We start from the raw sequence: 19,256 nt of genomic DNA, 5'->3' as shown, positions 1-19,256 counted from the left end.
CGTACGCGTCTGCCCTTCACGGCCGTCAATCCCTAACACGGCTTTCACAGATTGAACATCCGCATGAGCAACGAAACCCCACGTGGTGGCAGCGCCGGTAGAGGTTCGAAAGCTGCCGCCCGCCCTTGCGACGATCAACTAATCCTCGAACTCGCCATCGAATGGCTACCGTTCGACGGACCATCGTCAGAAGACATCTGGGTGCAGTTCGGGATCGACCGAACACAATTCTGGGAGCGCATCTCGTGCCTGCTCGGTTACCGGCGATGGACATGGCTACTGGACGCGCCCACAGTTCGAGCTCTCTCCGAGCAGGCCACAACAATGTTGCGGGCACACCAGCACTCATCAGAAGGAAGGGTCAAGACGATGACCCCCGAGCACCAACTATGGCGGGCTCATCGTCCGTGAAAGGACATCTCGTGAGCGGGCATTGGTCACGGCGAAGCACCGGCCCCGGAACCCCAGATGGGATTCGACACCGACCTCGCCGGATGGCACGGGCACCCGATAAACGTCGACACCGACAATTTCAAACCTATTGCCAGCACGCGATGTCGCCGGCGGTAGACCGAGTTGCGCACGCCTCAGTACAGGAGAAATACCATCCATGATCGACATCCCGACCATCACGGCCAACACCCGATTCACCGGAACCCTCTTCGAGCGCGACGATGAGGGCTACGAGAATGCTCGCGTCGGCCGAGTGTTACACAGTCGATATCCTGACCGCTTTCCCCCGGCCGTCCTGATGGCCGAAATCGAGAACGACATCGTTGAGGGCGTTCGGTTCGCCAGGGAACGCGGCTGGAAGGTCGGCATAAGGTCTGGCGGCCACAGCTTCCCGGTGTGGGGCGTGCGGGACGACGCCCTGCTGATCGACCTCGGCGGCTACAAGGAAATTTCTCTCGACGAGAACACCGGCATCGTCAGCGTGACCCCGTCCGTCCAGGGCGGCAGCGAGCTGGGCGTCTACCTCGAGCAGTTCGGGCGGTTCTTCCCCGGCGGGCCGTGCCCGACGGTCGGTATCGGCGGATTCCTGCTTCAAGGCGGCATGGGGTGGAATCATCGGGGCTGGGGCTGGGCGTCAGAGCAGGTTCTGGCGATCGATGTCGTGACGGCCGACGGCGACCTTGTTCGCGCCGATGCCGAACAAACTCGGACCTCTTCTGGGCGGCCCGCGGAGCGGGGCCCGGGTTCTGCGGGGTCATCACCCGGTTCCACCTCCAGACCCGACTGTTACCCAAGGCTCTTACCGGGACGATGCAGATTTATCCCGTGGAGCGGTATGCCGAGATTCTCGAGTGGCTCTCCGAAGCCCAGAAGGACATCGCGCCCAGCGTCCACCTGGTCGCGGTGTCGATGAATCCACAGTTCGAAATCCCCGGCCACGCGGGAGGCTACGTCTTCGCGGTGTGGGGACTCGCCTTCTGCGACACACGCGAAGAGGCCGAGCAGGCGCTGGCACCCCTGGCGACCGCACCATACTGCGAGCACGCGTTGATCATGAACAATGCTCAACCCACGACGATGAAGTCCGAGTACGAGTTCGTCGACATCACCCATCCCAAGGGCTTCCGCTACCGGGTCGAGTCGGCCTGGGTCGAAGGACCGTACGACGAGATCGCTGCGGCCGCACAGACGCTGGTCATGGACCGGCCCAGCAACGAGCCCGGGCATACCTTCTTCCAGTACACCCTTCCCCACGAAGGACCCGACCAGGCCATGTCGTTGATGACCGAAATGATGGTCGGGGTGTACATCATCTACAGCGACGCAGCGGATGACGAAAAATACCGGCAGTGGTCGCTCGGAGCGATGAAGCACTTGGAGCCCTACACGAAGGGTCAGTACTGGGGCGACTCCGACCAGCAACACCGCAGGGTGAAATGCCTGACCGATGACGCATGGAAGCGGCTGCAGGTGATCCGTGCCGACCGCGATCCGGAGGGCGTCTTCGTCGACTACCTGGCCGGTGCCGGGGGCTACCAGAACATCAACGAATGGGAAACGCCTGAGGGCGTGAATCTCGCCAACACCATGAGCCAATCCGTCTGAAAGGCACGTTGAAATGGATCTTCGCAACAAGACAGCAGTGGTCATCGGAGGCGGAGACGGTATCGGCAGAGCCGGTGTTCTCGCGCTCGCGCGCGCCGGTTGTGATGTCGTCGTCGCCGACATCGACGAGGCCGCAGCCAAGGCGGTTGCGTCCGAGGTCGAGGGTCTCGGGCGGCGCTCCCTCGCGGTCGCCTGCGACACCACCCGAACAGAGGATCTCGCAGACCTGCACCGTCAGATATCCGAGGTGATGGGCCAGACCGACATCGTCTGGAGCCATGCAGGCACCTCGGTAGCCGGCCCGCTGGAGCAGATCCCTCTCGAGCGGTGGGAGCATGTTCTCGATGTCAACGCTGTCGGCGTTGTCCGTGCCTTCCTCGAGTTCGGGCCCGAAATGGTGGCGCGAGGCCATGGCCACCTCATTGTCACCTCATCGAGCCTTGGGCTGTTTCCTGAGCAAGTGCCGTTAGGGGGTGCCTATACGTTGTCGAAGTCCGGTTTGATCGGTCTCGCCCGCACGCTGAACGCCTACCTCTCACCGCAAGGCGTGGGCGTCACCTTGCTCTGCCCGGACATCACCAACACGCGGCACACGCTCGAAGTTCCCCTGGTTGGCATACCGACCGAGATCTTCGAAGCCGGACTCGAGCTGGAGGCCCTTCAGAGCCCCGACGAGGTCGCGGACGCGTTGCTCGCCGGCTTGCGCGATGACACGTTCCTGGTCTCGCTCACCCCGGATGTCCGACAGAGGCTGCACGACGACATCGACCAGATGACGGGGCGCGGGCAGGTGCAAGACGGTGCAGTAATAGTCCAAAGCGGACGCCTCGTGATCGAGGAGGACCTCCATGACCGGGCCAGCGCCGCCATCGGGGAGCTAGTGGCGAAGTCGGTCCACGATGCGGGCAATATCTCGTTTGTTATCAGCGCTGACCTAGTGGCACGGGGGGTCTTCTACGTCTATGAGGAATGGGAGTCGCAGTCAGCGCTCGATCAGCACGCCGATTCGGAACATGGCCGGGCCTTCGTCGGGATGCTCCCCTCTCTAGGAATGCGGGAGTTGTCGCTGCGAGTCCACCGGGTCGAATCGAGCCAGGAAGTCACGATCCCGGTCTGACGCCATACCGCCGACCGGCATGCACACCGCCAGTGCATCTTCGCCTCAAACCGGGGTCGGTCGGCAACCCGGCGACCACACACACGAGTCCACGGGCCAGGATGCAAACACTGATTCCCCTCTCCCGGATCACGCTAGGGGTCCCGTAGTCGCTGCGCACTCCCCTCTCCGCATCTCCGCCGTTTCCTCGGCGTAGGGCCTGAGCCTGGTGGTCAGCTCAAGCGCCTATGTCCGCCCTGGCCGGCCGCGTAATCCGGCGATGTTCGATCCCAACTCACCATTCTCCTGCGGCCGGCGGTATCGAGCACACACTGCCAATCATGCCCGGCTCGCGAAACGACATTGGCTTGCAGTCGAATTCGTCGGCCAGAGCGTGGCATGCTGCTGGCCGCCGACATGTACCCCTGCAAACCTTCATGGCTGCGGACCATGCGTGCAGACACCGTGGCTCTGGCAGTCTGAAGTGGCCCCGGTCGGGCGGCTTGAGTTGGACCCAGTCGACCCTTATCCGGTGAGGGTGTGACGGCTCGAAGTGGCCCCACCGCGACACGCCCGGGGTGGCTGTTTTCGTCGGTGTGAATCCCGGTGACGGGTGTGGGCGCGATGATCGAGACCGACCACACCGCCGGCCGTGAGGGGTTCGGGTTGGAGTCTCGGGTGCAGCTTTTCGAGGACATCCGCCGCGATGCGCGGTGTGAGGGCTTGTCGATCCGCGCGCTGGCGGACCGCCATGGTGTGCATCGTCGGACGGTGCGCGCGGCCTTGGAGTCTCCGATTCCGCCTCCCCGCAAGAGGCCGGTGCGGATCGCGGCGAAGCTCGAACGGTTCAAGACGTTGATCGATGACATGCTGGTCACGGACCTGACCGCGCCGCGGAAGCAGAGGCACACGACCAAACGGATCTGGACAAGGCTGGTCGACGAGCACGGCTGCGAGGCCTCGTACTCGTCGGTGCGGGACTACGTCGCCCGCCGACGCCCGGAGATCGTCGCCGAGTCCGGGAGGGGAACCGAGACGGCCTTCGTGCTGCAAGACCATCTTCCCGGTGCGGAGGCGGAGGTCGATTTCGGAGATGTGTGGATCGATCTGGCCGGGGTGCGGACGAAGTGTTTCCTGTTCACCCTCCGGCTGTCGCACTCGGGCAAGGCGGTGCACCGAGTATTCGCCTCGCAGGGGCAGGAGGCGTTCATCGAGGGCCATGTGATCGCCTTCGCCACGATCGGTGGTGTCCCGACCGGCAAGATCCGGTACGACAATCTGCGATCTGCGGTGCGTCGGGTGTTGTTCGGGCGCAACCGGTCCGAGTCGGATCGGTGGATTCTGTTCCGGTCGCACTACGGCTTCGATTCCTTCTATTGCTTGTCTGGTCTCGAGGGCGCCCACGAGAAGGGCGGTGTGGAGGGTGAGGTGGGGCGCTTCCGCCGTAACCACCTGGTCCCGGTGCCGAAGGTCGACACCCTGGACGAGCTCAACGCGCGCCTCGCGGCGGCGGATCGGGCGGACGACGGCCGGCGGATCGATACCCGGATCCGGACCGTCGGGGAGGACTTCGCCACCGAACGGCCCTTGTTGCGGCCGCTCCCGGCCGAGGAGTTCGAGCCCGGCCTGTGGTTGACGCCGCGGGTGGACCGGTATTCGCGGGTCACGGTGCGCCAGTGCCACTATTCGGTGCCGATCTACCTGATCGGACGGCAGGTGCGGGTCTCGCTGCGGGCCAGTGAGGTGGTGATCTTCGACGGCCGGCGGGAGGTCGCCCGCCATCTCCGCCTCGCCCGCAAGGGCGCGCAGGCCTTGGTGCTCGATCACTACCTCGAGGTCCTCGCCCGCAAACCCGGCGCGCTACCGGGGTCGACCGCGCTGTCCCAGGCGCGGGCGGCGGGGACGTTCACCGCCGACCACGAGGCGTTCTGGGCGCTGGCACGATCGGTGCACGGGGACGCCGACGGCACCCGCGCCCTCGTCGAAGTGCTGCTGCTGCACCGGAACATGGCACACGAGGATGTGACTTCCGGGCTCCGCGCCGCGGTCGCTGTCGGGGCCGCCTGCGCGGACGTGGTGGCCGTCGAGGCCCGCAAGGCCGCCGCCGACCGTCCCGACGACGCGGTCACCCCAGTTGCGGCGGCACCGTCGAAGGTGGTGTCGATGACCGCACGCAGGTTGACCGATCCGGAGGCGGTGATCGCCGGGCTGCCACCGGATTCGCGGCCGCTTCCCACCGTCGCCGCCTACGACGAGTTGCTGCGGCGGCGGCCGCCACCCTCCTCGGACGCCGTCTCTGCACGTGAAGGAGCATCATCATGACCGGGTCGACCCCCACCTCACCGGCCGCCGCACGGCGCCGGCGTGGACTCACCCCCGAAGCCGCCGCCACCGCGATCGAGCAGGCCTGCCGTGATCTGCGGCTGCCGACGGTGCGCACCCGGTTCGAGGACATGCTCACCGTCGCCCACAAGGAGCAACTGACCTACGAGGGCTTCCTCGCCGACCTGCTGCTCGCCGAATGCGACGACCGTGCCCGCCGCCGCAGCGTCCGCCGGGTCAAGGCCGCCGGATTCCCACGCCAGAAATGGTTGGCGGACTTCGACTTCGATGCCAACCCCAACGTCAATCCGGCCACCATCAACAGCCTCGCCAGCTGCGTCTGGGTCCGCAAGGGCGAACCGTTGTGTTTGATCGGCGATTCCGGCACCGGCAAATCGCACCTGCTGATCGGTTTGGGCACCGCCGCCGCCGAGGCCGGCTTCCGGGTCCGCTACACCCTGGCGACGAAACTGGTCAACGAACTCGTCGAGGCCGCCGACGAGAAACTGCTCGCCAAGACCATCGCCCGCTACGGGCGGGTGGATCTGCTCTGCATTGACGAGCTCGGCTACATGGAACTCGACAAACGCGGTGCCGAGTTGTTGTTCCAAGTTTTGACCGAACGCGAGGAGAAGAACTCCGTGGCGATTGCGTCCAACCAGTCATTTTCAGGTTGGACCCGGACGTTCACCGACCCGAGACTCTGCGCGGCCATCGTCGACCGACTCACCTTCGGCGGCGCGATCATCGAAACCGGCACCGACAGCTACCGGCTCGCTCAAACCAGGGCAGCAGCCCAAGCCGCGAGCTAACCGGAGACCACGCCGGCGACGGACAACACCGTCGACGTCGCGGCGTCCAGCCCGGACATTCGACCAACCCAGAACGCCCAGTTCACCGCATCGGGGTGGGGCCACTTCAAGCCGTCACACCCTCACGAGTAAGGGTCGGCTGGGGCCAACTCGAGCCGACAAGGTGGGGCCAGATCGAGTTGACAGAGCCAGACACCGTGTCCTTCTGGCTGAAACCGGTCGGATTCTTCGACCGCAACCCCGCCCTCGACGTCGCCCCCACCCCGGAGGCGTGCGATCACCACCATTCCCACCACGAGGACTCCGATGACTGATTTCGAACGGCTCCGCGCCACCCTGCCCACCGGTCTGTGGATCGACGGCGCCCAGACCGACCCGATCGACGGCGGCACATTCCCGGTCTACGACCCCGCCACCGGACCCCTCATCGCCGACGTCGCCGATGCCGGCGGCAAGGACGCGATGCGCGCACTGGACTCCGCCGCGGCGGTCCAGGAGGAATGGGCGGCCACGGCCCCGCGGCAGCGGTCGATCATCCTGCGCTCGGCGTGGGAGAAGGTCATCGAGCGCACCGACGACCTCGCGCTGCTGATGACGATGGAGATGGGCAAGGCACTGCCGGAAAGCCGCGGCGAGGTGAACTACGGCGCCGAGTTCCTGCGCTGGTTCAGCGAGGAAGCCGTCCGCATCCAGGGCCGCTACACCACGTCACCGTCCGGCAGCGGACGGATCATGGTCACCAAGGTCCCCGTCGGACCCACCCTGGCCGTCACACCGTGGAACTTCCCCCTCGCGATGGGCACCCGCAAGATCGGTCCCGCGCTCGCCGCCGGCTGCACGATCATCGTCAAGCCCGCCGAGGACACCCCGCTCACCATGCTGCTGCTCGCCGAGATCTTCGCCGAGGCCGGCCTGCCCGCCGGTGTGCTGTCGGTGCTGCCCGCGTCGAACGCCGCCGCCGTTACCGAACCGCTGCTCGCGGATCCGCGGCTGCGGAAGGTGACGTTCACCGGATCCACCCGGGTCGGCAAGATCCTCATCGAGCAGTCCGCCCAGCAGGTTCTGCGCACCTCGATGGAACTCGGCGGCAACGCCCCGTTCGTGGTCTTCGACGACGCCGACATCGACGCCGCGGTCGAGGGCGCGATGGCGGCGAAGATGCGCAACGGCGACGAGGCGTGCACCGCCGCCAACCGCCTGATCGTCGCGAACTCGGTGCGCGAGGAATTCACCACCAAGCTCACCGACCGGATCGCCGCACTCACCGTCGGACCGGGCAGCGAAGACGGCACCAACGTCGGCCCCCTCGTCAACGAGAAGCAGCGCCGCAACGTGGCGTCCCTCGTCGACGACGCCGTCGCCGCGGGCGCCCGGGTCCGCACCGGCGGCAAGTCCGTCGACGGTCCCGGCTACTTCTTCCAGCCCACCGTCCTCGACGAGGTGCCCGCAAATGCGCGCATCGTCCGCGAGGAGATCTTCGGACCCGTCGCCGCGATCACCGGTTTCGACACCGAGGCCGAGGGCGTCGCCGCCGCCAACGACACCGAATACGGTCTCGCCGCGTACATCTACACACAGAACGTCGACCGTGCGTTCCGCGTCGCCGACAAGCTCGAGAGCGGCATGGTCGGTGTCAACCGCGGCGTCATCTCCGACGTCGCCGCGCCGTTCGGTGGAGTCAAGCAGTCCGGACTCGGCAGCGAGGGCGGCACCGAAGGCATCGAGGAGTACCTCGAAACCAAATACATCGGCTTCGCGTCTGGTCAATAGTCGCCCGACCGAGGATCGTCGACCGGTCATCCAGGCCTGGCTATAGTCGTCGAGCGCGGAGATCTATAGAGCGGAGAGCAATTTCGCTGAGCCGACTTCATACTGAGATACGACTCGGGCCGAGACAGTTTCAGATCCCCTTTTTGAGCGCCACGGCGCAGGATCGTCAGGATGGCGGCCACGGCCATCGACAGGTCGATGTGCCGGTACCAGGTCGGGTACCCGCGGATCTGGTAGTGGTCGAGGCAGGTCTCGTTCTTGGTGGTCTGGGAGCACTCCCCTATCGCCCAGCGGCTGCCGGCCACCCGCTCCGGCTCGGCAGGTTCGGTGTCGGCGGGACCGGGCAGATGTAGTAGGCAACGACATTGGGCGCGATCAGATGTCCCGCCTGATGGCGATCACCGGCATCACCGGAGCCGTCCGCGGCAAACACCACACGATCACCACCCAGCCCGACGATCGGGCGCCGCGGCACCCGATCTGATCGAGCGGAACTGGGACGCACCGCAGCGCCCGGACCAGTGGTGGGTCGCCGACTTCACCTACGGTTGGACGTTGGCCGGGTTCGTCTACACCACGTTCTGCGTCGACGTCTTGTCGGGACCGTGATCCCGAACGAAGGCGGCAGAGGCCGCCAGGCGCATCCGCTGATCAGCACGAACACGACCGCGGTGAACACCGCTCGGTCGTCGACCGGTGCGCTGCCGCCGCCCTGTGGTCGGGTGGCGAACGGCGGAATCAACGGTTCGGCTGTCTCCCCCAACGCATCCGGCAAGCCCGGAGACGTGCCGATCAACGTTCGCTACTCGCGCCGGCGCAATCCGTCGAGGACGATGCTGAGCAGGTGCCGGGCTCGAATGTCCCATTCGTTCTCGTCGAGCCGGGACAGGTAGCCGATGAGGAGGATGACGTCACGAGCGTCGACATCGGAGCGGATCGCTCCGGCGGCTTTGCCGGCGGCAAGGAGCATTGTCACCGCATCACCGATCGGACCGAGGCTGTGCGCGGAGAGGTCCCGCCATACCGCCGTCTCGACTGCGGCGAACACTCCACGCTTGATTCGTGCATAGTCCGCCACCCGGTTGAACCAGCAAGCCAGCGCCTTGAGCGGCTCATGCTCGGCGAGGAACGCCGGCGCGGCCGCAACGAGCTGTTCGACATCGTTGCGATAGACCTCGGCCAGCAGGTCATCTCGAGTCGGAAAGTGGCGGTACAGGGTGCCCTGGCCGACCCCTGCCTGCTTGGCAATCGCGTTGAGCCTCAGCTCGTCTGAGTTCGCGATGACCGTTCGTGCGGTCTCGATAATCCGAGCGCGATTCTCGGCAGCGTCGGAGCGGCGGCGGGGTGCGTTCATCTGTCCTCTGCATGACGACTTGAGTAAGCGGACACGTGTCCGCTAACCTGAAACGTAAGCGGACACATGTCCACTTTAAGTGAAGGGATTCCACATGTCAGCCATCAACGGCAAGGTTGTCGCCATCACCGGCGCGAGCAGTGGCATCGGTGAGGCAACCGCCCGCCTGCTCGCCGAGCGCGGCGCGGCGGTCGTCCTCGGTGCGCGTCGGACCGAGCGTCTCGACGAGCTCGCCCAGGGCATCCGTGAACGTGGTGGACGTACTGCCACCTGCACTACTGATGTCACCCGCCCCGAGGACCTCGAGCGGCTCGTCGGCCGCGCCGTAGAGGAGTTCGGCAGACTCGATGTACTGGTGAACAATGCCGGAATTAGCAAGATCGGGAACATGGCAGACCTTGACGTCGACGGCTGGTCGGCGATGATCGACGTCAACCTCCGTGGGGTGCTCCACGGCATCGCCGCGGCACTTCCGATATTCCGTCGACAGGGCGAGGGGCATCTCGTGACCACCGTGTCGACGTCCGGCCTGAAGATCGTCCCCACCCAGGCGGTCTACGCCGGAACCAAGAACGCCGTCCGCACCCTGTTGGAAGGACTGCGGCAAGAATCGACCGACGGCGTACTGCGGACAACGTCGGTGTCGCCCGGCGTGGTCCGGACCGATCTCGCCGATTCCATCGACGATGCCCAGGTCCGCGCGCAGATCCAGCGGAACATGAACGAATTCGCCATCCCGCCGGAAGCCGTCGCCCGCGCCATCGCGTTTGCCATCGAACAACCCCACGACGTCGAAATCGGCGATATCACCATCCGCCCAACCGTCCAAGGCTAGGTGCCGTTGCCCGATCTCAAGGCATTCGCCCATAGGCGATCGCCTTGCGGCCACCCGGTGATGTTGCGCCTGTCTCTTCGTGCAACGAGTCAGGCGGTCCCATCGCACGTCCCGCCTGGCAATCGAGCTGAGATGGTGCTCGTGCCATTCAGGGACGGAGCGCCGGGATCATTTGCGGACGCGGAATCGGAGCATGGTGACGGGGCCCGACTGCGTGTTGCTGAACGGTTCCAGGTCGATCCTGCCGAGGCCTGGGGTCGAGAAGCGGATACCGTCGCCGAGAAGCACCGGCAGGACATACACCAGGATCTCGTCGACGAGCCCTCGCTGCAGGCACTGGCTGGCCACGTCGGCACCGAGGATCTCCAGGTTTTGCCGCCCGCAGCGTTGAGCGCCGTGGCGACGGCTTCCGCGATGTCGCAGGTGAGGAACGTGACCCCTGGGTCCGGCTCGTCCGGCGGCTCGTGGGTGAGGACGAACTCGGGCCCCCCGTCGTAGGTGGTGTCCTCGTCGGCCATCTGCTTGGCGACCTCGTAGGTGCCCCGGCCAATGAGCATGGCGCCCGTGGCCGCCATGACCTCCGGGAACGCGGCCGCGCTCATGAGGTCGAGGATCCAGTCCATCGCGTGGTCGGGACCGGCGATGAAGCCGTCGAGCGACATCGCCCTGTTCACGACCACTTTGCCGGTGCCGGTGCTCGTGTCGCTCACGCGCTTCCTCGCAGGACTCCGGCGGGCTGGCGGGACAGACAGCGAGTCGTCTCCGCCCCAGCGGCGTCGGGAAGCGACACGTGAACGCCAGCGCCGCGCCAGACGACGTAGTAGCCGGGACTACCCCCGAGCTTGGTGTGGTGGTGCGCCGTGACGCATCTCCAAAGGGTGTCGAGGCCGATGTCGAACACCTCGCTGTACCACGCACTCAGCGATGTCGAAGTTGCCCGACGCATTCGGCTACTCTATCCGAGATTTTGCGTGTGACGCCCGGCTCCGGGCGCCACAGGGATGCTCGGCAGAGTGGGTGGACCCCGCCTCGTGAGGGACCCAGAGTACCTGCGGATGGGCTCACTTCGACGGGAATAGCACAGCGCCCACTCGTCCCGCACGCCGAACCTGCACCGGGACGAGATCGGCGCCCAGCGCGCACTCGCAAGGGTCAGCGCTCGTCCCGAGAGCGGATGGGTAACCAGGACTGTTTGGTGGGCGCTGCCCCCGCGCAGGCGCTCGGTTGCTGTTGCAGCACAAGCGCCCCGCGGAATTCGGTCAGTCGATGAGGGCGGTCGCCTCGACTTCGACGAGCACATCCGGCTCGAACAGGTAGTCCACGCCGATGAGCGATGTCGGCGGCAGCGGCAGCGTGAGCCCGATCTCCTCGGCGACCTGCTCGACACCGGCCATGAACTCACCGATCTTCTCGGGCTTCCAGTCCGTGACGTAAAAGGTCAGCCGGAGGACGTCGTCGAAGGTCGCGCCCACCCCGGTCAGCCCTGTCGCGGTGTTGCGGAGCGCTTGGGCGACCTGCCCCGCGAGATCACCTTGGGCAACCGGGGTTCCATCGGCGAGCCGTGCGATCTGACCTGCGACGTGGACGTGTCGGGTTCCGGAACCGACAGCGACGTGGTGATACGGAGTGGGCTGCGTCATTCCATCGGGGGTGAAGTACTGAACGGTCATGAAGGTTCTCCTCGAATATCGACCTGGATAGGTATACCTTTAATACCTGGTATACAGAAGTCACTTCAATGAGACTAGGTAGCATGCGAGATACTCCCCAGGCCGTTCGCGACGAACTCACGATCACCCCGCCTCATCGAGAGCTGCTTGATCAGATTCTCGACAAGTGGTCATTGGCGGTGCTCAACGAACTGTGCGAGCGCCCAAGCCGCTTCAACGATCTGCGCCGCGCGATCCCTTCAGTGACACAGAAATCTTTGACCGCCACCCTGCGTCGACTCGAACGCAACGGCATCATCGAGCGCGAACTTCTCAGCTCTCGCCCGGTCGCCGTCGAGTACCGGATCACCCCGCTCGGCAAGACCCTTCGCCATCCGGTCGATGTCCTCCTCGGCTGGGCCGAAACCCACATGCCCGAGATCGAAAACGCACGCACACGCTTCGATGCCGAGTCGGAACTCGCCTGATGCACCCGCACGGCATTCGGACGCAGGGGCCGGCCCCACAAGTGATCCCTGACAGCACCGGGCGCTCTGCTTGTCGATCATCATGCGCATCCTCTCAGGGATCGGTTTGCGGTACTGGCGCCTCTATCCCCTGCTCAGCATCGCCGCCGCAGTGAGCGTGGGGCTGCCGGCCTTCCTGCTGGCGCGGCGACTCCAACTCGCTGCGAGCCGATCCAGCTCGTTCCCGGCGCCGCGCGGCGGTGCCAGACTTTGCGCAGATGACTGACATCGACACGCTGCCGCCCGACCTTTCCAGGTTCATCGGCCGTGCCCGTGAACTCCGAGAGATCGCCGTCCTCGTGGCCCCGGGGAGGCTCGTCACGTTGCTCGGTCCGGGTTGGGTGCGGCAAGACACGTCTCGCAGCGCCCGCGGTGATCGAACGCTGGCGCGCGGGCCGGAAGATAGATCCTGACATGCCACGCGGTTTCGCCGATCTCAAACACGAGGTCTTCGCTCGCCACTCCAACCCGTGGAGTGCCTGGACTCGCTGGCTGAGCACCCCTCTTGTGCTCGTTCCTCTGTCGACACGGCAGTGGAGCCATGCCGCGATCGTCGGTGCCTGGATGGCCGCCAACCCCGTGATCTTCCCGAACCGGCGGACGAGCACGCTTGGTCCACCCGGGCGGTGCTCGGCGAAGAACTCTGGATCACCGAGCGGCCACGCGACACCGCGATGGCGGTAAACGCGGCGGCCACGCTGGCCGGCATCACCGCACTGATCGCCGCCCGGCGACGCCGCGCCGCACCGGCAGCCGGTGCCACCGCGGTCATGATGGCGCTGCTGCTGGTCTACTGGCGGCTGATGGCCGGCTACTACAGCCGACACCGGGGCGCCAACACCGGCTGAGCCCCGAATACGAGTCGGCTTCCGGTCGTCGTATCCGACGTGGACGATCCGGACGAGGGCAGGCTGCTGATGTAGTGCGGGCCGACGAATCCGCCGCCCGCTGGCACCTCTACACCCGAGGTTGCCGCCGCGACGGCATCATCTCCCGTCCGACGGCACCACCGCGTACGGGCCGATCTGGGACTGGACCACCACCGACGTCTGGGCCCACATCGCCCGCCACCGGCTCCCGGTGAATCCCGTCTACACCAAACTCCGTGAGCTGGGTGTCCCCGAGCAGCAACACCGCCTCTCCCACCTCATCGACGGTGGCCACCTCGACCGCGGCCGTCTCACCTGGCTCCGCCGCGGCTGGCCCGCCCTCTTCGAACAACTCGCCGACACCCTCCCCCGTATCCGACAACTGAGCTAGAAAAATGTCGCCGGGATATGTCGAGAACCCCCGCGCGGCTCCGTCCCCGGAGTGAAACGGCCACAATGGGCCGCACCGCACCAAAGGAGAACATGATGGCCAAGTACCTGCTGCTCAAGCACTACCGCGGCGCGCCGGCATCGGTCAACGACGTGCCCATGGACCAATGGACGCCGGAGGAAATCTCGGCCCACGTGCAGTACATGAACGACTTCGCCGCCCGGCTGGAGGGCACCGGCGAATTCGTCGACAGCCAGGCACTTTCCGCGGAGGGCATGTTCGTCCGGTACGACGGCGAGGGGCGGCCGCCGGTGACCGACGGCCCGTTCGCGGAGACCAAGGACCTGATCGCCGGCTGGATGGTGATCGACGTCGAGACCCACGAGCGGGCGCTCGAGCTGGCCGGCGAGTTGTCCGCGGCCCCGGGGTGCGGATGGGAAGCCGATCCACGAATGGCTCGAGGTGCGCCCCTTCCTGACCGCTGCACCGACCACGACGGAGTGCGGCTTTCACCAGGGGTGATGACACGTCCCCCGAGCCTCTGATCGCGGTGCCGGGGCCGCTCGAACAACGCGGGCTGTCTAGTACATGAGCAAGAATGGGCTAGAGTTTGTCCACTGCGGATGCACAGGATGAGCCGGAGGCGTTTACCCCTTCTCGGGGTTGGTGCCTTCGGTTTTCTGTTTCGCGAGCCGTTCCTCGGTCATTCGCTTCTTCAGCTCCCGGCGGGCGCGTTGCTTCGGGGTTTCCTCGGGTTCGCTCTCGGGTTGGTCGTCGACGGGCCGGAAGTGCGCGCGCCCCAGCTTGATGTCCGGGTGCACGACCAGCTCGGGTCGGCCCTTGTCGTCGGTGAATAGTCCCATCAAGCCCCTCATTCCTCGGTGATGTCTCGCAGTTGCACGATCATCCGCCGGCCAATGCTCCCGTCCGGGCGACGGTAGCGCCCCTCACCGGCCGAGACCACCTCGAACCGCATCCCGCGCGGCAGCAGGTGCGCAGTGTCGTCGACCGTGTCCGACCGCCCCATATACATGCCCCGGTCCGTTTCGATCTCGAACACCACGTCCCGCTCCCCGACCGTCGGGTCGAGTTCGTGCAGGGCATGGGTGGCCATTGTGTGCCGATCGAAATCCAGCCGCGAATCCGGCTGCAGCGTCGAGGGCAGGTTGACCGCTTCCTGCGGCACCATGTGCGGGAGCGTGACCGCGCAGTAGAGGATGTGGCCTCGGTCGTTGAACCGTTCCGCGGTCTGAATCGCCCGGTCCACGCGCTGGACCTGGGACCTCATCTTCTCGTCCAGTTGTTGCGCGTCACCGCGTGCCGTCGACAACGCCTCGCCGACCGTCTTCCACCGGTCCGGGTCGGTAATCAGGGTCTGCACGGCGGTGTACCCGACGGCCGGCAACCGCGACTGCGCCCTGTGCTTGTTCACCGAGCGCACCTTGCGCTGACGCGAACTCGGCGGCTGACGAATCGAATCCGGGATCGGCAAGTCCCGGCGTTTACGTTCGGAGACCTCGGGCACTGTCGCTCGCGGGAAGGCCCGCTCCAGGTCTTTGCGGGCGCGGGTGAATTCGGCGTCCTCGACCATCCGGTCAAGCTCCCGGGCCGAATCACGCTCCTGTGCGCGGTCTTTGTACGTGTCGGCGGAACGATAGCCAGCGGGCTTCGATGCGGGCGTAATACTGGTGCCGGCCTCCGGGTCCAGGCGCGTCGGTGGCGCGTCCGGGCTCACGTTGTACGCCACCCCGACCTCCCCGACCGCCTCGGTACCGCCCCTGAAACGACGAAACGTGGCAGACGGGTTCCTAGAGCCATCTGCCACGCCCGGACCCACCTCACGGGCGGGTTCCACGGAGAACGTGCATCATCTGGCGACCAACCATCAACACGTTCCCGCGCGCATCGCCGGCGTCACCGCCGACTGACGCCCAGCATACCTAGCGTCCGCAGTCCACGATCAGCTCATCCCGCCCGATTTCAGCCAACGATCGCTCCGAATGTGTTTGTCACGCTTATTCTGACTTCGCCTGGATCAGTGCCTGACGGGCCCGCCGAACGCGGTTCTCGATCGAAGCATCGTCTTCATTGATCTCCTCGCGGTCCTCTGGTCTTTCCACGATCAAAGGCTCCCAAAGCTGACGAGGCACAACCATCTCGAACTCATCTCGGTTGAAACCACCAAGTAGCGGCGCGCCTTGGACTGGACCTGATTCGCTGCTGTACGCCGTGTAGATACTGACGAAGCGTGCCGCAATTCGGTCCACTTCCTGGCCGCCATCGATCATCTCTTTGACCTTGTTGCGTAGTTCGTTCAGACGATCCTCACCCAGATACGACCCGTAGAAGAGCACGGAGCCAGTTTCCGAATCGTCCGTCGTGAGATCCGTGATGCAGGCGTCGAAACACCTGCGGTGCACGTCTTCCCCGACCGCACGAATCTGCTCCGACTCCTCCTCCGTGGGCGTGTTGGCTGCGACTGAGGTCGACATCGTCCGGATCGTCACGTGCAGTCCCCATTCGCTGACGAATGTCTCGAGGACTGCGCAGGCAGATTCAGCCGTGTCCGCTAGTACCACGGCGATGCCTGCCAATGCACCAGCGAACCGAGACTCCGAAGACAATCTCGAGGCTGTCGTGAAATTCAGGAGACGACGACTGACAACCAATGCGGCCGAAACCGCGTTAGCCGAGTTCATGCTCGCCGTGACCTTGGGCAAGAGGGTGCAACATTTCTCCGCCGCGTGGCCGGCCATCTGCTCATCCGCCAGCGCCATGCCCAGGGGTGACTGGTCGGCGAGTTGGCCGGTGTCCGCCAGCTCCGATAGTCCGGCCACAATTAGTGCGTCACTGATATCGCCCACCGGAATGCCCATGACGAAGTACCTGTCGAAATACGCACTTTTACAAACACTCTGCTTGCGCGCGTTTCCGATCCAGCCTGGTCCTCTAACAGCGGGGAAGAGGTATTGCACCAATCGCGCCAGCGCATCCGCGCGTTCGCCATTGACCTCAGCTGCCTCTTCGATCTGAGCACGCCAATTCGGCTCCTCTCCGCTCCGAGTGGAGACCGGCCCGGTCCTCAGCAGCCTGCCCTTCCACGCAGGCAGCTTCTGGTACAGCCTCGGATAGCGCACCCGCAGGAACGTCAGAAACAACAGGTCTGTGGCGTTGATCTCGTTCGGGCGGATCACCGTCAGCGTGATATCGAACTGGGTTACCAATCGATGGATTGCCCGGAGCGTTTCGAGGTCGCCGGGAGGAACGAGTGACAGGAGATCATCGACCGGTGATCCGAACGGCCCCCTGCCCGAGAGTATCGGCCCGAGACTGTGGGTCGCTTCCACCTTCGCGAGCGCCGTGGTCATCTCCCGAACGCGGTGTGGCTGTTGCAGAGGAGGAAGGTCGAACGGGTACTGCACGATCTTCTCGAGGAACTGCAGTGCCCGGTCCGAGTTCTTCGCGATCGATGTCGCGGACAGGACATCGAGAACGGTGTTCTGATCGTAGGCAAGCAAATAGTGGATCCCTGGGAAGTTTCCGAGGAGGCGGACCGTCTTCAGCACCGCGACCAACTCATCGGCGTGGAGTCGATCGATGTCGTCCACGACAACAAGTATGCGGATCCCTGCCTCGACGATGTCTTTCGATGCTTCCTTGAACTGATCCTGGAATGATTTCTCGAAGTACTTGCCAGTCTCCTCGAAAAGCGTGCTAACCGCCTTCCCCGCTACTGGAATCATGCTGGCTGCTCCGGTCGCAAGTGGGACCATCGCCCGCAACTTGCCTCCCATCTTCTTGCGGACATCGGTAGGCAGGGCGGATTCGATGGTGGCGTAGAACTCCTTCACCAGCGTCGCCGAATCGGATGCGGCCCACGGCGTGAAGTAATGCACGGACCATTCGGGGGTGGGCATGTTATCCGCAATCATCCGCAGGACGGAAGTCTTTCCACTACCCCAAGCCCCGGTGAGCCCGAACGCGACACTGTCGCGTCCACCCATCGCAGCAATCCGTTGGGCTACATGCGCCGAGAACTCCTCGCGATCGAGGCGATCTCCGCTGGCATCTGTGATCGGTGCGTCGGTGAAAATATGCGCTGGCGCGGTGACAGTCATGGTTTCACTTCATCACAGCCCGATCGCTGGACAGAACTGCACTGCCCAATAAACCCGCAGGTAGATCACGTGAATGACAGACCGTTGTGACGTGGCACCGCATGTCATTAGCTTCTTCCGGGCGCCCTGTATGCCGTGGCGGGACTCGTACCAGACCGGTGACTTCATCGTGGCGGCCGTGAAACATCGCGACACGAATCGACCGAGTCCCTGAAGTCGGCGCCGTTTACGATCGGTGATGGCGGGGGAACGCCATCACGTGAACAACGAGGGGGATCACGCATGTCTGCAGATGAGGTCACCGAGGCGGAGAAGGCCGGCGCCGCCCCATACAGCCGGGCGCTGCTGGCGGTCTACAACTTCCACCTCGGTGGTCGGCACCTCGACATCGGCCCCGGAACCGGCTGGTACCTCCGCCGCGCCACATACCCGACCCCGAAACCCGACGATCGAGCTGCTCGACCTCAACCCGAACACCCTGCAGATGACCACCACCCGTCTCGCCGACCGGGGCATCACCGCGACCGCGTACACCGGCAGCGTCCTCGCCCCGCTTCCCCCGGACATCTGGGTGTTCAACTCCGTGTCCGCGAACTTCGTGCTGCACTGCGTGCCTAGTATCTGGGCGGAGAAGGGCCGCGCATTCGGACACATCGCCCAAGTTCTCGACGACGACGGGGTTTTCTTCGGCTCGACCATCCTCGACGTCTCAACGACTTACCGGACGGACTGAATGAGATCGCCATACTGTGCAAGTGCCCAGTCAGTAGCCGTCCACCTGTCGCGGGCCACCGGAGACGGCTAATCGAGTCATCGCGGAGCAATCGCGACGAAATGCACTTCCGCGCCTTGTGACGAATCATATTCCGCAGCTTGACATCAGAGCTGTACCGGGTGCCTGTAACCACGTCCTATTATCCACGTCTGTCCGCCTCGACCTCCGGGCCGTGTCGAGTCACACACCGCCGCAGTGCTGCTGTTGGGCACGGCTGGGGAAGATCGGACTGACCGCGGGACCTCCGAACGCTGCCGATCCGTGGCGCAGACCCCCGACCAGGCATGATCTGCAACATTCCTGTCCGACCTTGCCATGACGCTCGCCTACTTGGCCGACCGCGCCGCCCACCCCGGGCCATCCTGACGCGTTCGGGCATATCGCTTTCGGTACCGCGCTACCTCCATGATCACCACCCGGGCCCGCCGCCGACGACCACAAGACGACCGCGGCGATCGACACCGCCCGCGCTGCAGCCGGGAAGACCGCATCTCTGGGGCCGGAAAACCTGCTCCCGACCAGGGCATATGCATATGTAGAGTCTGTTACCCAATGGTCACGGTGTTGTTTCGGGGTGCTGTCTTCCGTGCATGTGCCCAGGTGAGCGAAGTGTAAGCGCCCCGACACCACCGGCCATCGAGCGGACACATTCCGGCTTTATGGTTCTGCGAATCTTCAAT

The 19,256-nt window shown here is 65.0% G+C and carries 17 protein-coding genes and 6 pseudogenes; 14 read left to right on the top strand and 9 right to left on the bottom strand.

Features of this window, described 5'->3' with window-relative positions; all coding sequences use genetic code 11:
- Positions 1-610: 610 nt before the first annotated feature.
- The 7 genes from CJ177_RS48005 to CJ177_RS35545 all read left to right on the top strand — a co-directional run bounded on the left by CJ177_RS48005 (position 611) and on the right by CJ177_RS35545 (position 8,058).
- Positions 611-1,366 carry an FAD-binding oxidoreductase gene (locus tag CJ177_RS48005; protein WP_218835164.1) on the top strand — a complete coding sequence of 252 codons (756 nt, stop codon included), beginning with the start codon at positions 611-613 and terminating at the stop codon, positions 1,364-1,366.
- A complete protein-coding gene (locus tag CJ177_RS48000; RefSeq protein WP_218835163.1) occupies positions 1,363-2,058 on the top strand; it encodes a hypothetical protein in 696 nt (231 codons plus the stop codon). Before CJ177_RS48005 ends, CJ177_RS48000 begins: the two co-directional genes overlap by 4 nt.
- A 13-nt stretch (positions 2,059-2,071) precedes the next feature.
- Complete coding sequence (locus tag CJ177_RS35560) at positions 2,072-3,175, top strand: SDR family NAD(P)-dependent oxidoreductase (protein WP_095869926.1); 1,104 nt, start codon at positions 2,072-2,074, stop codon at positions 3,173-3,175.
- 645 nt (positions 3,176-3,820) lie between these two features.
- Positions 3,821-5,476, top strand: a complete 1,656-nt coding sequence (gene istA, locus CJ177_RS35555; RefSeq protein WP_043793220.1) for an IS21 family transposase — start codon at positions 3,821-3,823, stop codon at positions 5,474-5,476.
- A complete protein-coding gene (gene istB / locus CJ177_RS35550) occupies positions 5,473-6,288 on the top strand; it encodes an IS21-like element helper ATPase IstB (protein ID WP_005572465.1) in 816 nt (271 codons plus the stop codon). The genes istA and istB overlap by 4 nt, the downstream gene beginning before the upstream one ends.
- Positions 6,289-6,467: 179 nt before the next feature.
- On the top strand, positions 6,468-6,602 hold the full coding sequence (locus CJ177_RS48750) for a hypothetical protein (RefSeq protein WP_257014850.1): 135 nt from the start codon (positions 6,468-6,470) through the stop codon (positions 6,600-6,602).
- Positions 6,595-8,058, top strand: a complete 1,464-nt coding sequence (locus CJ177_RS35545; protein WP_095869925.1) for an NAD-dependent succinate-semialdehyde dehydrogenase — start codon at positions 6,595-6,597, stop codon at positions 8,056-8,058. The genes CJ177_RS48750 and CJ177_RS35545 overlap by 8 nt, the downstream gene beginning before the upstream one ends.
- Before the next feature lie 128 nt (positions 8,059-8,186).
- Here the strand turns inward: CJ177_RS35545 and CJ177_RS35540 are convergent.
- Positions 8,187-8,428 (bottom strand): annotated as a pseudogene (locus CJ177_RS35540) (IS701 family transposase); the annotation flags it as partial.
- Between CJ177_RS35540 and CJ177_RS35535 the strand changes: the two are divergent.
- Positions 8,414-8,658, top strand: a pseudogene (locus CJ177_RS35535) (IS3 family transposase); the annotation flags it as partial. The pseudogenes CJ177_RS35540 and CJ177_RS35535 sit on opposite strands and share 15 nt — an antisense overlap.
- Here the strand turns inward: CJ177_RS35535 and CJ177_RS35530 are convergent.
- Positions 8,636-8,833: pseudogene (locus CJ177_RS35530) on the bottom strand (transposase); the annotation flags it as partial. The pseudogenes CJ177_RS35535 and CJ177_RS35530 sit on opposite strands and share 23 nt — an antisense overlap.
- 27 nt (positions 8,834-8,860) lie before the next feature.
- Positions 8,861-9,412, bottom strand: coding sequence for a TetR/AcrR family transcriptional regulator (locus CJ177_RS35525; RefSeq protein WP_095869924.1), 552 nt, complete (start codon positions 9,410-9,412; stop codon positions 8,861-8,863).
- 94 nt (positions 9,413-9,506) lie between these two features.
- Between CJ177_RS35525 and CJ177_RS35520 the strand changes: the two genes are divergently transcribed.
- On the top strand, positions 9,507-10,247 hold the full coding sequence (locus CJ177_RS35520; protein WP_167114164.1) for an SDR family oxidoreductase: 741 nt from the start codon (positions 9,507-9,509) through the stop codon (positions 10,245-10,247).
- Between the two features lie 168 nt (positions 10,248-10,415).
- On the opposite strand, the gene CJ177_RS49555 is transcribed toward CJ177_RS35520, so the two are convergent.
- The 3 genes and pseudogenes from CJ177_RS49555 to CJ177_RS35510 all read right to left on the bottom strand — a co-directional run bounded on the left by CJ177_RS49555 (position 10,416) and on the right by CJ177_RS35510 (position 11,917).
- A complete protein-coding gene (locus CJ177_RS49555) occupies positions 10,416-10,595 on the bottom strand; it encodes a dihydrofolate reductase family protein (protein ID WP_373560075.1) in 180 nt (59 codons plus the stop codon).
- A 110-nt stretch (positions 10,596-10,705) separates the two neighbouring features.
- Positions 10,706-10,921 (bottom strand): annotated as a pseudogene (locus CJ177_RS49550) (dihydrofolate reductase family protein); the annotation flags it as partial.
- A gap of 585 nt (positions 10,922-11,506) precedes the next feature.
- Complete coding sequence (locus CJ177_RS35510; RefSeq protein WP_095869923.1) at positions 11,507-11,917, bottom strand: RidA family protein; 411 nt, start codon at positions 11,915-11,917, stop codon at positions 11,507-11,509.
- A gap of 83 nt (positions 11,918-12,000) precedes the next feature.
- On the opposite strand from CJ177_RS35510, the gene CJ177_RS35505 reads away from it, so the two are divergent.
- The 4 genes and pseudogenes from CJ177_RS35505 (at position 12,001) to CJ177_RS35485 (ending at position 14,205) form a co-directional block, all read left to right on the top strand.
- Complete coding sequence (locus CJ177_RS35505; protein ID WP_095869922.1) at positions 12,001-12,384, top strand: helix-turn-helix domain-containing protein; 384 nt, start codon at positions 12,001-12,003, stop codon at positions 12,382-12,384.
- Positions 12,385-13,049: 665 nt separating this feature from the next.
- Positions 13,050-13,271 carry a hypothetical protein gene (locus CJ177_RS49545; RefSeq protein WP_338051659.1) on the top strand — a complete coding sequence of 74 codons (222 nt, stop codon included), beginning with the start codon at positions 13,050-13,052 and terminating at the stop codon, positions 13,269-13,271.
- Between the two features lie 74 nt (positions 13,272-13,345).
- Positions 13,346-13,683 (top strand): annotated as a pseudogene (locus CJ177_RS35490) (phosphoadenosine phosphosulfate reductase family protein); the annotation flags it as partial.
- Positions 13,684-13,778: 95 nt separating this feature from the next.
- Positions 13,779-14,205, top strand: a pseudogene (locus CJ177_RS35485) (YciI family protein).
- A 125-nt stretch (positions 14,206-14,330) separates the two neighbouring features.
- Here CJ177_RS35485 and CJ177_RS35480 read toward each other — a convergent pair.
- The 3 genes from CJ177_RS35480 to CJ177_RS35470 form a co-directional block, all read right to left on the bottom strand.
- On the bottom strand, positions 14,331-14,546 hold the full coding sequence (locus CJ177_RS35480; RefSeq protein WP_095869920.1) for a hypothetical protein: 216 nt from the start codon (positions 14,544-14,546) through the stop codon (positions 14,331-14,333).
- Between the two features lie 8 nt (positions 14,547-14,554).
- On the bottom strand, positions 14,555-15,430 hold the full coding sequence (locus CJ177_RS35475; RefSeq protein WP_095869919.1) for a hypothetical protein: 876 nt from the start codon (positions 15,428-15,430) through the stop codon (positions 14,555-14,557).
- Between the two features lie 268 nt (positions 15,431-15,698).
- Complete coding sequence (locus CJ177_RS35470) at positions 15,699-17,801, bottom strand: P-loop NTPase fold protein (RefSeq protein WP_095869918.1); 2,103 nt, start codon at positions 17,799-17,801, stop codon at positions 15,699-15,701.
- Positions 17,802-18,285: 484 nt separating this feature from the next.
- Here CJ177_RS35470 and CJ177_RS48745 point away from each other — a divergent pair, with 484 nt between their 5' ends.
- Positions 18,286-18,534 (top strand): hypothetical protein, encoded by a 249-nt coding sequence (locus CJ177_RS48745; RefSeq protein ID WP_257014836.1) that lies wholly within the window; start codon positions 18,286-18,288, stop codon positions 18,532-18,534.
- Positions 18,535-19,256: the final 722 nt, after the last annotated feature.

The sequence above is a fragment of the Rhodococcus sp. ACPA1 genome, from assembly GCF_002300195.1.
Lineage (GTDB): Bacteria > Actinomycetota > Actinomycetes > Mycobacteriales > Mycobacteriaceae > Rhodococcus_F > Rhodococcus_F opacus.
This window is presented reverse-complemented; position numbering and strand designations above follow the sequence as displayed.

Excerpts from the sequence above, each read along its gene's own strand:
- CJ177_RS48005 (WP_218835164.1), top strand. The coding sequence starts at position 611 with ATGATCGACATCCCGACCATCACGGCCAACACCCGATTCACCGGAACC.
- CJ177_RS48000 (WP_218835163.1), top strand. The coding sequence starts at position 1,363 with ATGAATCCACAGTTCGAAATCCCCGGCCACGCGGGAGGCTACGTCTTC.
- CJ177_RS35560 (WP_095869926.1), top strand. The coding sequence starts at position 2,072 with ATGGATCTTCGCAACAAGACAGCAGTGGTCATCGGAGGCGGAGACGGT.
- istB (WP_005572465.1), top strand. The coding sequence starts at position 5,473 with ATGACCGGGTCGACCCCCACCTCACCGGCCGCCGCACGGCGCCGGCGT.
- CJ177_RS35545 (WP_095869925.1), top strand. The coding sequence starts at position 6,595 with ATGACTGATTTCGAACGGCTCCGCGCCACCCTGCCCACCGGTCTGTGG.
- CJ177_RS35525 (WP_095869924.1), bottom strand. The coding sequence starts at position 9,412 with ATGAACGCACCCCGCCGCCGCTCCGACGCTGCCGAGAATCGCGCTCGG.
- CJ177_RS35520 (WP_167114164.1), top strand. The coding sequence starts at position 9,507 with ATGTCAGCCATCAACGGCAAGGTTGTCGCCATCACCGGCGCGAGCAGT.
- CJ177_RS35510 (WP_095869923.1), bottom strand. The coding sequence starts at position 11,917 with ATGACCGTTCAGTACTTCACCCCCGATGGAATGACGCAGCCCACTCCG.
- CJ177_RS35505 (WP_095869922.1), top strand. The coding sequence starts at position 12,001 with ATGCGAGATACTCCCCAGGCCGTTCGCGACGAACTCACGATCACCCCG.
- CJ177_RS35480 (WP_095869920.1), bottom strand. The coding sequence starts at position 14,546 with ATGGGACTATTCACCGACGACAAGGGCCGACCCGAGCTGGTCGTGCAC.
- CJ177_RS35470 (WP_095869918.1), bottom strand. The coding sequence starts at position 17,801 with ATGACTGTCACCGCGCCAGCGCATATTTTCACCGACGCACCGATCACA.
- CJ177_RS48745 (WP_257014836.1), top strand. The coding sequence starts at position 18,286 with ATGACCACCACCCGTCTCGCCGACCGGGGCATCACCGCGACCGCGTAC.